Source organism: Aliiglaciecola sp. NS0011-25 (genome assembly GCF_040370605.1).
GTDB lineage: Bacteria > Pseudomonadota > Gammaproteobacteria > Enterobacterales > Alteromonadaceae > Aliiglaciecola > Aliiglaciecola lipolytica_A.
On sequence record NZ_BAABWR010000016.1, the window covers coordinates 47,366 to 62,062 of the forward strand.

The window sequence follows — 14,697 nt, forward strand, 5'->3', positions numbered from 1 at the left end:
ACGTAATAATAAATTACTGATTCATATAATAAAAATAAGTTGGTTCAGTAATTGCTTTACTTAATTGCTGAGGTCGCACTGTTTAGTTTGTGACCGAAATATAACAATAAAAATGAACGAAATCGTTTAAAACAATAATAAGGTTCACTAGTATGAAGTATTTGAAAAAAGTTTTGCTCGCAACAGGTCTTATTGCCACTACACTGGGAATGTCTCTTTCAGCAAATGCTGGCGCAATTATTCAACAAGATATCTATGCAGATGTTTTGTACTCTGATTTTAATCCATATGGCATTGATTTAGGTCCGCAGATGATTGGTACTGTTACGTACAATACTGAAGACGCGGATGGGGCCGGTTTTTTAAGTACAGCAGAAGTTAACTTAACGCTAGGCTCTTTGTCTTTAACAATGGATGACAGCGAATCTGTTCAGTTTGATCAGCCCATTGTTGCTGGAATCAATCCTTTTGATCCCACTGCTGGTCTAGACTTCATGATTGAAGTTTTTAACTTGTTTGGCGACATGCCAGATTACGTTTTGACGTTAGATATCGGTAATTATGAAGGTTTAGTTACAATTGATGAGATTGTTTATGACATAAATGGGGATGTTGAAGAAGTATTCTTAGATGCGCTAGGCTATACAACACTTGGCGCCGTAACATACGTTCCAGAGCCTTCAGCATTAGTTCTTATGCTTGCTGGTTTAGGTTTACTAGTACGCAGAAAAGTGGCTGCTAAGTAAATTTATTCTCTCGTTTTAAAAAACCTGGCGTCAGCCAGGTTTTTTTATGTCTGTTAATATATTCACCTGTATACCGATTTGTCCTATTTCTGCTTTTTTGTTGATTTCCATTATTTTATTGCGGAGCAGTTTAATTTGTCCTCAGGCTTATTCACTAAGCGTGATAGAGCGGAGTAGAGTGGCTTTAATTTCGTAAACTCATTTTCTAGTAAAGAACGTCAATTTACAGTCATTTCAGTTTTGGCGCGCTTGTTGCAATTCCACATATTATATTAATAACCGTCAAAAATTTGTTTATGGAACTTGCAGGTTACCTCAATCGGGTAGACAAAAATCAGGTAAAAAGCTTTATGAATGGGGTCGGCGCTCCAATCGTAGTGCTAGCCATAATGGGCATGGTTATTCTGCCGATGCCGGCATTTCTATTAGATATACTCTTTAGTTTCAATATTGCATTATCACTTATGGTGATTTTGGTATCTGTGTTTACCAATAAGCCCGTTGATTTTGGTATTTTTCCTTTAGTACTGTTAGTTGCCACTGTATTACGCCTTGCCTTAAATGTCGCTTCCACGCGAATTGTCTTGTTGGAAGGGCATGAAGGTGGAGATTCCGCTGGTAAAGTAATACAGGCATTTGGGGAAGTGGTTATTGGTGGTAATTACGCTGTGGGTATAGTGGTGTTTGCTATCCTACTGATTATCAATTTTAAAGTGGTAACTGCTGGTGCAGGACGTATTTCAGAAGTAAGTGCTCGTTTTACCTTGGACGCGATGCCCGGTAAACAGATGGCGATAGATGCCGATTTGAACGCCGGTTATATTGATCAAGATGAAGCCAGAAAAAGACGTTCGGAAATTACCAGTGAAGCCGATTTTTACGGCTCAATGGACGGTGCTTCTAAATTTGTTAAAGGTGACGCCGTTGCTGGTTTGTTCATTATGCTTATCAACATTGTTGGTGGTTTATTCATTGGTATTATTCAACATGACTTAGCCTTTGGCGAAGCCATTGAAATATATACGATTTTAACCATTGGTGATGGTTTAGTTGCGCAAATACCTTCGTTATTACTTTCCGTGGCTACGGCGATTATTGTTACCCGCGAAAATGACTCTCAAGAAATGGGTCAGGAAATGAGACGCCAACTAGGTAACCAAAAAGCGCTTTATGTTACCTCCGCGATTTTATTCGTGATGGGTATAGTGCCAGGTATGCCACACATAGCATTTCTTGGTTTTAGTGCATTTGTAGCGGCAGTTGCTTACTACAATTTCTGGAACGCCAAGAAGCAGGCTGCTGAACCGCAAGTATTGGAAAATACGCCGGAACAAAGCCAGCCGCAAGAGATTAAAGAGCTTGGTTGGGATGATGTGCAGCATGTCGACACCATAGGTTTAGAAGTGGGTTATCGCTTAATTCCTTTAGTTGATAAAACTCAAGGTGGTGAGCTTCTCACCCGGATTAAAGGCGTTCGTAAAAAATTGTCTCAAGAGTTGGGATTTTTAATTCCACCTGTGCATATCCGTGACAACTTAGATTTAAACCCCAATAGCTATACCATTTCTATGCTAGGAGTTACGGTTGGGGATGCCGAGATTAGTCATGACGATGAATTAGCGATTAATCCAGGGCAGGTTTTCGGAAAACTAGAGGGCAAGGCAACACGAGACCCAGCCTTTGGTTTAGAAGCCGTTTGGATCCGCCCTCAACAACGTGAACACGCACAAACTTTAGGGTACACAGTAGTAGATGCGGCAACAGTGGTTGCTACACACCTTAGCCAGTTACTAACTAATAATGCGTATCAGCTACTTGGACATGAAGAGGTTCAACAACTCCTCGATATGTTAGCTAAAAACAGTCCTAAGTTGGTTGAAGGTTTGGTACCGGAAGTCTTGCCGTTAAGTACAGTGGTAAAAGTATTGCAAACCTTGCTATATGAAGGCGTTCCTATTCGAGATATGCGCAGTATTGTGCAAACGTTATGTGAATATGGTCCTAAAACTCAAGATCCTGATGTGTTGGTATCTGCCGTTAGAATATCGTTAAAACGTTTAATCGTGCAGGAGATTAATAACAACGAACAAGAGTTGCCGGTTATTACCCTAGCACCTGACTTGGAACAAATGCTCCATCAATCTTTACAAGCTGGTGGAGAAGACGGCGCCGGTATTGAACCTGGCTTAGCTGAAAAATTACAAAACTCGTTGTCTGAAGCTTCGCAACAAAGAGAATTAGAAGGTGAGCCAGCCGTATTATTAACATCAGGCATGCTCAGACCTGTGTTATCAAAATTCTTCAAACATTCAGTGATGGGCTTGCACGTTTTATCTTATCAAGAAATTCCAAGTGACAAACAAATTCGAATTGTAAGTGCTGTGGGTCAATAAAATGGCGCAGACTAATTTATATAAACTAGACCAGATGCTTCTTTGGGGGGCAATGTGAAAATTAGACGTTTTATCGGAAAAGACATGCGCGATGCGCTTAACCAAGTAAAAAAAGAACTTGGCGGTGATGCGGTCATTATGTCCAACAAGAAGACTTCGGAAGGAATCGAAATTGTTGCTGCGTACGATCAAGCAAAACCTGAAGCTGTTACGGAACCTAATCAACGAATTAAGCATTCTGGTATTAATAAACAGCCAACTGCAACTGCGCATCCTGGACGACAAGCTACTACAGCAAACTTTAATCAACCACAAAGCCTGCGAGCAGCACAACAAAAAGTGCCGAGTCTGAGTGAAATTATTGGCGACTCGGGGCCAGATAGCCTGCGTGAGTTACTCGAAAAACAAGCCGCCGCAGCCGTGCCAACGTCACAAAATGAAGCTAATAGTCATGAGGTAAAAACGGCACAGGCTGAAGACGTTTCGAATTCTGCCATTAGTGAAATAAAAAATGAGTTAAATTCGCTGCGCAATGTACTTCAATTTCAAGTTTCTGGTTTGCTAAAACAACAACGTCAAAGTGCTCATCCTATGCACGGGTATTTAACCTCAAGACTGATTGAAATGGGCATTAGCAGTCACATTGCCGATGACATAGTCTCTTATACTCCCGAAAACGCAGATGAAAGGCAGGCTTGGTTATTTTTACTTAAACTATTGTCTAATCGTATCCAAACCACTGGCAATGCTATTCTGGCCGACAAAGGTGTTGTTGCATTAGTTGGTCCCACAGGGACAGGAAAAACCACAACCATAGCCAAATTGGCGGCCAGAGCAGCGCAAAAGTATGGCGCTGACCAAATCGCGATGGTAACAATTGATTCCTATCGTATAGCGGCGTTTGAACAATTGGCGACTTATGGAAAAATTATTGGCTGTAACGTAAAAAAAGCGCAAAATGCGGAAGAATTGTCAGATATACTCTTCCAACTGCGTAACAAGCGATTGGTTTTAATAGATACTGCAGGTTTTGGTCAAAGAGATTCTCGACTAATCAAGCAGTTAGATACCTTAAATCAGCATTCATGTGCTAATATCAAGAAGTATGTTGTGATTCAAGCCAATGCACAATACAAAGTGCTGCAGCATACTTTGAGTGCATTTAGCAATATTGATTTGCAGGGATGTATTTTAACCAAGCTCGATGAGAGTTATAGTCTCGGAGAAGCGTTAAGTGTGGCAATTGAACATAAGTTAGCCGTTAGTTATTTGACGGATGGACAACGAGTCCCTGAAGATATTAAAGTTGCAGACGCAAAGTTTTTAATCTCTGCAGCGGCTAAGCTTTATAAAAAATATGGTTTGATTCATACTGCTAAGCCAGAACTAAACAAATCGGCATTAGCAATATGATTGACGACCAAGCGAGTAGCTTAAGACGAATGAATCAATCTCGATTAATCAAAGTGATTGCGGTAACCGGTGGTAAAGGTGGGGTCGGTAAAACGAACATTACCTTAAACACGGCTATCTCGATGGCTAAAATGGGCAAGCGCGTCATGGTGTTAGATGCCGACTTAGGGTTGGCAAACGTCGACGTCATGTTAGGCTTGCGAGTAGAAAAAAACTTATCCCATGTTTTATCTGGTGAATGTACGCTGGATGAAGTTTTAGTTGTGGGCCCTCATGGGGTATTGATTGCACCGGCAACCTCCGGAACACAATCAATGACCGAACTCAGCCCCACTGAACATGCAGGACTAATTCGCGCGTTTAGTGAGTTGCGTACCAATATAGATGTGCTTATTGTAGACACGGCTGCGGGCATATCAGATATGGTGCTCAGTTTTTCCAGAGCATCACAAGATATAATGATGGTTGTCTGTGATGAACCCACCTCTTTAACTGATGCATACGCGTTGATCAAACTACTGAACAGAGAACACGGCGTGTTTCGCTTTAAGATCGTTGCCAACATGGTACGTAACATGCGCGAAGGACAAGAGTTATTTGCAAAGTTATCTAAAGTGACTAACCGTTTCTTAGATGTTGCTTTAGAGCTAGTAGCAACGGTTCCTTACGATGAGAATATTCGTAAGTCAGTTCGAAAACAAAAAGCAATTGTAGATGCATTTCCAGGATCGCCAGCTTCTATCGCTATTAAAGGCCTTGCAGAAAAAGCAATGCATTGGCCAATTCCCAACCAACCTGGTGGACACTTAGAGTTTTTCTTAGAACAACTTGTCGCCGAAAAAGTGGTAGGTGGACAAAGGTGATTAGAAAGGCAGCAGCTTATCAACAACAAGCCGATTTGGCTCAACTTGTAGAAAGACATGCTTCCTTGGTTAAGCGAATTGCCCATCATTTATTAGCCAGATTACCTGCCAGTGTATTAGTGGATGATCTAATTCAATCTGGAATGATTGGATTGCTCGAGGCCGCAAAAAACTTCGATGGCTCAAAAGGCGCAAGTTTCGAAACTTTTGCAGGTATCCGTATCCGCGGAGCCATGCTTGATGAAATTCGCAAAGGCGACTGGACACCCAGATCTGTGCATAAAAATGGCAGAGCAATTACCCAAGCAATTAATCAAGTAGAACGTGAAACGGGCAGAGATGCTAGAGATATAGATATCGCGGAAAAGTTAGAAGTAAGCCTACCCGAATACCATCAGATGTTGAATGAAGTCAACGCTGGAAAAATTATCGGTATTGAAGATTTAGGTATTACCGAAGATGTGATTACCACTGAGCAAAATAAAGGTAGTGACACGCCTTTTCAGGATTTACTACAAGGTTCATTTCAAAAAGCATTAGCACATGCTATTACTACTTTGCCGGAACGAGAAGCAATCGTACTGTCATTGTATTATGATGAGGAGTTGAATCTCAGAGAAATTGGCGAGGTACTCGAAGTTAGCGAGTCCAGAGTCAGCCAAATTCACAGCCAAGCAATGTTAAAATTGAAAAGCAAAATGCAATCTTGGCGAGTTAACGAAGAATAATAAAACACCATTTGATTTAATCCTCATTGGAGGCAGTTTTGGATAAAAATATGAAAATCCTCGTTGTTGATGACTTTTCAACGATGAGACGCATCATCAAAAATTTACTTAAAGACTTAGGTTACACAAGCGTTCAAGAAGCCGATGATGGCAGCACTGCGTTACCTATGTTGCAACAAGGTGATTTTGATTTTGTAGTAACAGACTGGAATATGCCAGGCATGCAAGGAATTGACTTGCTTAGAGCCATTCGTGCAGATGATAGTTTAAAGCATTTACCAGTTTTAATGGTAACGGCTGAAGCGAAAAAAGAACAAATTGTGGCGGCAGCTCAGGCTGGAGTGAACGGTTATGTTGTTAAGCCTTTTACGGCGGCTACGCTTAAAGAGAAGCTAGACAAGATTTTTGAGAGACTGGGTTAAGATTTAACCTGTGTTGAAAATTAGGAGTGTCTAAATGACCGGCTCTAATAAAGCTCCAATGTCTCTTGATGACGCTAAAAAATTAGTTGAATTGCTGGAAAGCGGAGATAACCAAGTTGCTAGCGAATTGCTCGAAGAAGCCTCTTTAACCAATTCTGTTGAATTATTTGCAGAGGTGGGCAAATTAACCCGCCAGCTCCATGACTCTCTGAATAGTTTTCAACTTGATGATCGCATTTCGAATTTAGCCAATGAAGAAATACCTGATGCGCAAAGTCGCCTGAACTATGTTATAGAAACGACCGAAAAAGCGGCTAACACAACGATGGATGCCGTGGAAGCAAGTATGCCTATTGCTGAAAAGCTGCATACAGGTATTAATAATTTGCTCCCCGAGTGGAAAAAGTTGATGACTAGGCAGTTACAACTTGGCGAATTTAAATCTCTTTGCTCGGACTTAGATGGATTATTAGAACAGTCATCTAAAGACACCGAACAATTAACTGCATTCTTAACAGATATATTGATGGCACAGGGGTATCAAGATATCACTGGCCAAGTTATTCGCAGAGTTATCGAATTGGTGAAAGAAGTTGAAGACAGTTTAGTGCATATGTTGACTGTTTTTGGTGCTTCTGAAACAAGTTCGTTAATTTCAAAAGCAGATGAAAATGCTCATAAATCTAAAGCTGAGTCCGATACAGTGAAAGCTGAAGGTCCAATCATTGATGCTGAAATACGCGATGATGTGGTGTCCAATCAGGACGATGTAGATGATTTATTATCTAGCTTAGGGTTTTAAGAGGAACTTATTCATGTCTTTTGAAGTTGACGAGGATATTCTACAAGACTTTCTAGTTGAGGCAGGTGAATTATTAGAGCAACTGCAAGAGCAGCTTGTTGATCTTGAAAACAATCCAGAAGATTCTGATTTGTTGAATGCGATATTCCGCGGTTACCACACAGTAAAAGGTGGCGCTGGATTCTTATCACTTACAGAATTAGTCGATATTTGCCATGGTGCTGAGAATGTCTTCGATACCATGCGTAATGGACAACGCACTCTGACGCCAGAGTTAATGGATGTTATTTTACAAGCCACAGATGTGGTTGTGCAGATGTTCGAGGATGTCAAAAAACGCGAGCCACTTGAAGCTGCCGCCCCTGAACTCTTAGAAACGTTACATCGATTGAGTAAACCTGAATCAAAAGATGAGTCAAGTGTAGAACCCCCAGCGGCCTTTGAAGCGCCTCAAGAGATAGTCGAGACCGACTCTAGTGCAGAGTCGAACGACGACATGGAAGACATCACTGAAGACGAATTTGAAGCTCTATTGGATGAACTGCATGGTACAGCTAAGTCAACGCCTGCAGAAGTTACTCCCCCCGCCGACTTAATCACTGGTGCCAGTGATGAAGATATTACTGACGATGAATTTGAAGCCTTACTTGATCAACTTCACGGTGAAGGTGGCTTCTCAAACGATAAATTTGAAGCAGTCCAGCCAGCTCCAGAGCCGACGCCAGAACCAGTGAGTGCCTCACCAGAAGAGACCTCTGATTCTGAAGATATTACAGATGATGAGTTTGAAGCATTGTTAGATCAATTGCATGGTGAAGGGAAAGGACCTGCTGTAAAAGCGCAAGCTTCAGCGCCAACACATACACCAGCGCCGACGCCGACGCCAACACCAGTGCCTTCACCTGCACCAGCGCCAAAACAGTCATCAATACAGCCACCACCTCCAGCAGCCAAAGCAGAAGTGGCTGTAAAACCAGCAAATTCGCCAGCAGCTGCCAAGGCTGTCGTCAAAAAAGATGACAAAAAACCAGTAGCCAGTGCCCAGGGTGAAACAACAGTAAGAGTCGATACCAAGCGCCTAGATCAGATCATGAATATGGTTGGTGAACTGGTATTGGTTAGGAACAGACTGTTAAGTTTAGGTGTTAATATCAATGATGAAAGCATGACCAAAGCGATTGCGAATCTTGATGTTGTGACAGGTGACTTGCAAGGCGCGGTGATGAAAACGCGCATGCAACCTATTAAGAAAGTCTTTGGTCGCTTTCCCAGAGTAGTGCGAGATCTGGCACGTAGTCTCAAAAAAGAAATTTCTTTGGTCCTTGAGGGTGAAGAAACAGATTTAGATAAGAATTTAGTCGAAGCTTTGGCAGATCCCTTGGTTCATTTGGTTCGAAACTCAGTCGATCATGGAATCGAAATGCCAGATGAACGCTTGGCTGCAGGTAAACCGTCACTAGGCACTGTAAAGCTCGCTGCGTCTCAGGAAGGGGATCATATACTGCTTACCATTGAAGATGATGGTAAAGGCATGGATCCCGATAAGTTAAAAGATATTGCCATAAGTCGAGGTGTGTTAGACGCTGACGCGGCGGCTCGAATGTCGGATGAAGAAGCGTTCAATCTCATTTTTGCTCCAGGATTTTCCACTAAAACAGAGATATCTGATATTTCTGGACGTGGTGTTGGCATGGATGTGGTGAAAACCAAGATTAACCAGCTTAATGGCACGGTTAATATCAATTCCGAATTGGGTAAAGGCACACGCTTAGAAATCAAAGTACCACTGACGTTAGCTATCCTGCCGACATTAATGATTATTGTTGGAGAGCAAACGTTTGCACTACCTTTAGGTGCGGTAAACGAAATTATTAATATGGACTTGAGCAAAACCAATACGGTTGATAGTCAATTGACTATGATTGTTCGTTCTAAAGCCATTCCGCTTTTTTATCTTCGAGACTGGTTGCGAAAAGAACCTGGAACGGTGGATAAAAATCAAGGTCATGTGGTCGTCGTGCAAATAGGCACCCAGCAAGTCGGCTTTGTTGTTGATGGCTTAATAGGGCAAGAAGAAGTGGTTATTAAGCCCCTAGATGCGCTTCTACAAGGTACCCCTGGCATGGCTGGCGCTACAATTACAAGTGATGGCGGGATTGCCTTAATTCTTGATATTCCAAGCTTATTAAAGCGATACGCTAAAAAGAAATAATAACCAAATTCATAAGAGGACGCTTTTTCGCGATGGCATACAGGGTATTAGTAGTTGACGACTCAAGTTTTTTTTGCCGACGCGTAAAAGATATCCTAAATCAAGATCGTCTGTTGGAAGTCATTGGTATTGCTCGAAACGGTGAAGAAGCCATTAAAATGGTGACTGAGCTAAAACCCGACGTTGTCACTATGGACGTTGAAATGCCAGTAATGGATGGCATTACCGCGGTCAAGCGTATCATGCAAATTCAGCCTTTACCGATTCTAATGTTTTCGTCGTTGACATCTGATGGCGCGAAAGCAACCTTAGACGCGTTAGATGCTGGAGCCTTGGACTTTTTACCTAAAAAGTTTGAAGACATTGCCAGAAATAGCAAAGAGTCTGTTGAATTGTTGCAAAATAGGGTACGGACTCTTGCTGCAAAGCGTGGACTTGTGGCAAGACGTTATTCAACAGCCTCGAAAACAGCCTTTAATTCTCCCGGAACCACGGCAAAAACCCAAATATTTATGCGAAGTTCAAGTGTTGCCGTTGCACCGGCGGCATCGCAAACTGATGTTAAAGAGTCATTTTCAACTATTCGCCGTTCATCAGGTAAACGTTACGAACTATTAGCAATTGGTACTTCTACTGGGGGACCAGTGGCTTTACAGAAGATACTTACTGAACTGCCTGAAACATTTCCACATCCGATTATTCTTGTACAACATATGCCCGGTAGTTTCACTAAAGCCTTTGCTGATAGATTAAATCACAATTGTAAAATTACCGTCAAAGAAGCGACTCATGGAGAACGTTTAGTCAAAGGTTGTGCGTATTTAGCTCCCGGCGGGAAGCAAATGTTAATTGAAGGTTCAAGTCGCAATGCCACCGTTAATATCGTAGAAACTCACGACCAGGCTCATCATCTGTTTAAACCTAGCGTTGATTTAACGTTTCAGTCGATAAGTCAGGTTTACGCTGGCAATGTGTTGGGCATAATATTAACGGGAATGGGCTCTGATGGAAAAGAAGGCTGCGCAGCATTAAAACAAAAAGGCGCTAAAATTTGGGCGCAAGACGAGCAAACTTGCGTGGTTTATGGCATGCCACAAGCCGTGACGAAAGCCAATATCTCAGAACGAAATATACCAATATTTGATATTGCCAAGAGTATAGTGTTGGAAATGCAAATAAAATGAACACTATTGGATATCGAGTAGAAAGAGATCGCTTGTGATAGTTTGGGCTGTTGCTAACCAAAAAGGTGGAGTTGGAAAAACCACCACGACTGTCACTTTAGGTGGAATTTTGGCACAACAAGGGAAACGTGTTCTATTGGTTGACACGGATCCGCAAGCATCTTTGAGCTATTATTTTGGTGTGGATGCTGAGGAGTTGTCGCATAGTGTCCATGATGTTTTTATTGCTGGTGACGGGTTAGACAAAGATAAAGTGTTGGATAGTTTGTGTTCGACCAAACTCGATTCGCTATTTATTTTGCCATCTTCAATGGCGCTAGCAACGTTAGATCGAACCATGGGTACTAGGCCTGGCATGGGTCTGATATTAAAAAAAGCATTTGCAAAAATTGAAGATGAATTTGATTATGTTTTAATTGATTGTCCTCCTGTATTAGGTGTATTGATGGTGAATGCTGTAGCCGCATGTGACAAATTAATAGTGCCAGTGCAAACCGAGTTTCTTGCGCTTAAAGGGTTGCAGCGAATGATGCATACATTAAAAATTATGTCGAGGTCGCAAAAACGCGATTTTGATTATATTATTGTACCTACAATGTATGATAAGCGTGTTAACGCGGCGTCAGATGCATATAAAGATCTGTGCGATAATAACAAAGGCAGAGTTTGGTCTGGCATCATTCCTGTTGATACGCGCTTTCGAGACGCGAGTCAGGCACAATCTCCTCCGTCGTTATTTAGTCCTAAAACCCGAGGCGTTTTTGCGTATAAAAATTTATTGTCGCAACTTCAAACTAAAGTCGATTACATCACATGAGTAAAGGTACCTTTGCAAAAGAAGACGTTGTAGAAGATTATCTAACATCATTACTGACTGAAGAGGTAGAAGAGGATAGGGAGCAACTCGAAAGTGTTGCTAAGCTCTTGGCCACAGCAGATGTTGCGGCCGTTCAAGAATCCCTTGAAGAGCCGACTTTCTGCGAACCGAATCCGTTGCCGGAAATTAAAGAAACCAGTGTTTTGGTCGAAAATAAAGAGTCTTCGTCAGTCAAAGCAAAGGAAGTTGAAGCGTCTTTTATTCCGACTAAAGATTTTCAAGCACTATTTTTTGAAGTGGCAGGATTAACCTTAGCATTACCTTTAACTGAGTTAGGCGGCATACATAAAATCCAAAAAGTAGGCCCCTTGTTTGGTAAACCTAAATGGTTTAAAGGTGTTATGCTGCATAGAGATGAAAAATTAAGCGTTGTTGATACCGCATTGTGGGTAATGCCTGAAAAATATAATGATGAACTGGCAGAATCATTAAATTATCAATATCTTATTATGCTAGATTCAAGTGGCTGGGGATTGGCTTGCGAACGTTTGATTACCACATCGACGTTAGCACCCACTGATGTGAAGTGGCGAAAAGCGAATAATAAACGCCCTTGGCTGGCTGGCATGGTAAAAGATAAAATGTGTGCACTTGTTAATGTGAAGCAATTGATTAAATTGCTCGACAAGGGCCAAAATAGCAATGATAAGTAGACGCAGCTTGTAGGGAGCGAGTCATATGAGTGATGAAAGAAGTACTAAAAATGTAGCCGCCGATAGCAACGATGAAGTACTGCAATGGGTAACATATCGATTAGGTGACGAAACCTACGGAATTAATGTTATGCAAGTACAAGAAGTACTTAGGCATACAGAAATCGCTCCTGTTCCCGGTGCACCAGATTATGTGCTTGGTATTATCAATTTGCGGGGCAATGTTGTAACTGTGATTGATACTCGAACTCGTTTTGGTCTTCCACCCCATGACATCACTGACAGCACCCGTATAGTCATTATTGAGTCTGAAGAACAAGTGGTGGGCATTTTGGTTGATAGTGTCGCTGAAGTTGTTTACCTACGTTCTTCTGAAATTGATAGCGCACCCAATGTTGGCACCGAAGAAAGTGCTAAATTTATTCAAGGTGTCAGTAATCGTGACGGCGAATTGCTTATATTAGTAGATTTAAATAAATTGCTAAGTGATGAAGAGTGGGACGAAATTAGTGGATTATAATTCGTTTGATTTTGTGTAAAAGGCATACCTAAATGCTTACTTGGCAATATGCATCCATCGCAACGTTGGTGTTTTTGGTTATTCTGATTGGCATCGTTACTTACGTTTTTGCTAATCGAGATAAAAAAAACAAGCAGCGTGTCGATGAGTTAATGCTGCAAATTCACACTCTACAACAGCAAATTTCACACGCACAAGAAGAGTTGCATGAAGTGCGCTCCGGAGCCATGGGTGTTGCAGCGAAAGTAAAGGATTTAGTGCTTAAAATCGGATTGATGCAAGATAAGTTAGAAGAAATTGAGTATCTAGATCCAGAAACTAAATTGTATTCCCAAGCTGCTAAAATGGCCGACGCAGGCGCAAGCGTAGAAGAACTTATGCGAGAATGTGAGCTTCCACGGGCAGAAGCTGAATTGTTAATTGCGGTGAAAAAATCCCAGTAAAATTTCCCTAACCTCTGTTATCGGCATTTATTCCAATCTACTCTTAAAACCCTTTTTCCCTTGTTGTGGTTGTTGGTTTATGGGATAACTAATCAATGTGTTGTGTAATATCAGCAGATTACCTTTATCGTTGATAAGTTGATTTAACATGGTGTTATTCCGCTATGCCGTCACTAATATTCCTCTAATGAGATATGCATTTATGAAAACCACTGTTTTACACCTACTGGCTTTTTTAATGGCTGTTCAATTCACCCTGGTGCCATTGGTAGCAACAGGTACTGAGGCCCAAAGCAGCGCAGATATCACAGAGCCTTTTGGTCCACCTGAACAGGAATTAATGGTCGAAGTCGAAGGCGGTAAAGTGTATGTCCGGCTAAATGGCCTGTCTCACAGTGATGCTTATCCTGTTATTTTTGTTCATGGAGGGCCTGGTGGCGCACATAACGGCTTTGCTGAAATGCTGGGGCTGGCGAATGAGCGTATGGTTATAATGTATGATCAGCTCGACAGTGGTAAATCTGAACAGCCTAACAATCCCGAAAATTGGCGAGTTGAACGCTTTGTTGAATCATTGGATAAAATACGCCTAGCACTTAAAATTGAACGCTGGCATGTGGTTGGACATAGTTGGGGCTCTGCGCTGGCCCTCGAATATACGGCTAAATACCCGCAGCATACTGTCTCCACGGTTTTGGGGGGGACATTTATCTCTACGCCGCACTGGATCATGGATGCCAACTTGCTTGTAAAAGCAGCCCCGGAAACAATAAGAGAAACCCTTAAACAATGTGAATCTGACTCGCCTCCGAAAAAAGATATTTGTGATAATGCCTATACCGTTTTGTATTCACCTTATTACCAGCCTAAACCACCCACTGAAGCGGCTTTAGCGTACTACGAAAACGTTGGTGGAAAAGGGTTTAATCCGCTTATTTATAATCAAATGTGGGGACCAAGTGAGTTTTCTTCTACAGGTGTGCTTAAACACTACGATGCCACCCATTTATTGACTGAGATTGATGGCAGCCGCACTCTTTTTATGATTGGCCAATATGACTCGGCGCGCATTGATACCGTGCAAGACTATATCAAACTGACGTCGGGTGCTGAACTGGCTGTGGTGCCAGGAGGAGCACATGGCTTCTATTCTGATCGGCCGATAATTACCCAAGCCATATTAAAAGACTGGCTTACTCGAAAAGATACTGCTTTTGAAATAAATAGATAAAACGTCTTTTTAAACAAGTGCATTTTACAAAAAAGTTTTAACACTGGCATTATTAGGTTAGGTGAAACAAAGGTCGGTGTTGTTATTCGCTCATATCAGCTTAGTTGAAGGAAAAAGGTCTATTCATTCAAACTGTAATATCTGATATGAGCGAATGTTATCAGTGCCTATTAACACCCATTGTTGAATAATTCAGATTGCTCATTTGCA

Annotated in this window: 14 protein-coding genes; all 14 read left to right on the forward strand. The window is 41.7% G+C overall.

What is annotated here, in order from left to right:
• Positions 1–152 precede the first annotated feature (152 nt).
• The 14 genes from ABWV72_RS14580 (at position 153) to ABWV72_RS14645 (ending at position 14,487) form a co-directional block, all read left to right on the forward strand.
• Entirely contained in the window at positions 153–746 is a 594-nt protein-coding gene (locus ABWV72_RS14580) for a PEP-CTERM sorting domain-containing protein (RefSeq protein ID WP_342807292.1), read from the forward strand.
• 296 nt (positions 747–1,042) lie between these two features.
• Positions 1,043–3,139, forward strand: a complete 2,097-nt coding sequence (gene flhA, locus ABWV72_RS14585) for a flagellar biosynthesis protein FlhA (RefSeq protein ID WP_342807294.1) — start codon at positions 1,043–1,045, stop codon at positions 3,137–3,139.
• Between the two features lie 54 nt (positions 3,140–3,193).
• Positions 3,194–4,552, forward strand: a complete 1,359-nt coding sequence (gene flhF / locus ABWV72_RS14590) for a flagellar biosynthesis GTPase FlhF (protein ID WP_342807296.1) — start codon at positions 3,194–3,196, stop codon at positions 4,550–4,552.
• Positions 4,549–5,415 (forward strand): MinD/ParA family protein, encoded by an 867-nt coding sequence (locus tag ABWV72_RS14595; protein ID WP_216050067.1) that lies wholly within the window; start codon positions 4,549–4,551, stop codon positions 5,413–5,415. Before flhF ends, ABWV72_RS14595 begins: the two co-directional genes overlap by 4 nt.
• Entirely contained in the window at positions 5,412–6,143 is a 732-nt protein-coding gene (locus tag ABWV72_RS14600; protein WP_216050068.1) for an RNA polymerase sigma factor FliA, read from the forward strand. The genes ABWV72_RS14595 and ABWV72_RS14600 overlap by 4 nt, the downstream gene beginning before the upstream one ends.
• 38 nt (positions 6,144–6,181) lie before the next feature.
• Entirely contained in the window at positions 6,182–6,565 is a 384-nt protein-coding gene (gene cheY, locus ABWV72_RS14605) for a chemotaxis response regulator CheY (protein ID WP_216050069.1), read from the forward strand.
• A 34-nt stretch (positions 6,566–6,599) separates the two neighbouring features.
• Positions 6,600–7,367 (forward strand): protein phosphatase CheZ, encoded by a 768-nt coding sequence (locus ABWV72_RS14610; protein ID WP_353371404.1) that lies wholly within the window; start codon positions 6,600–6,602, stop codon positions 7,365–7,367.
• A 13-nt stretch (positions 7,368–7,380) separates the two neighbouring features.
• Positions 7,381–9,579, forward strand: coding sequence for a chemotaxis protein CheA (locus tag ABWV72_RS14615; protein WP_353371406.1), 2,199 nt, complete (start codon positions 7,381–7,383; stop codon positions 9,577–9,579).
• A gap of 32 nt (positions 9,580–9,611) precedes the next feature.
• Positions 9,612–10,763 (forward strand): protein-glutamate methylesterase/protein-glutamine glutaminase, encoded by a 1,152-nt coding sequence (locus ABWV72_RS14620; protein WP_303499480.1) that lies wholly within the window; start codon positions 9,612–9,614, stop codon positions 10,761–10,763.
• 34 nt (positions 10,764–10,797) lie between these two features.
• Entirely contained in the window at positions 10,798–11,580 is a 783-nt protein-coding gene (locus ABWV72_RS14625) for a ParA family protein (RefSeq protein ID WP_216050073.1), read from the forward strand.
• Positions 11,577–12,293, forward strand: coding sequence for a chemotaxis protein CheW (locus ABWV72_RS14630; protein ID WP_216050074.1), 717 nt, complete (start codon positions 11,577–11,579; stop codon positions 12,291–12,293). The genes ABWV72_RS14625 and ABWV72_RS14630 overlap by 4 nt, the downstream gene beginning before the upstream one ends.
• 25 nt (positions 12,294–12,318) lie before the next feature.
• Positions 12,319–12,813 carry a chemotaxis protein CheW gene (locus ABWV72_RS14635; RefSeq protein WP_216050075.1) on the forward strand — a complete coding sequence of 165 codons (495 nt, stop codon included), beginning with the start codon at positions 12,319–12,321 and terminating at the stop codon, positions 12,811–12,813.
• A gap of 32 nt (positions 12,814–12,845) precedes the next feature.
• Positions 12,846–13,256, forward strand: coding sequence for a DUF2802 domain-containing protein (locus ABWV72_RS14640; protein ID WP_216050076.1), 411 nt, complete (start codon positions 12,846–12,848; stop codon positions 13,254–13,256).
• Between the two features lie 202 nt (positions 13,257–13,458).
• Entirely contained in the window at positions 13,459–14,487 is a 1,029-nt protein-coding gene (locus ABWV72_RS14645) for a proline iminopeptidase-family hydrolase (RefSeq protein WP_353371410.1), read from the forward strand.
• The last annotated feature ends 210 nt before the right edge of the window (positions 14,488–14,697 follow it).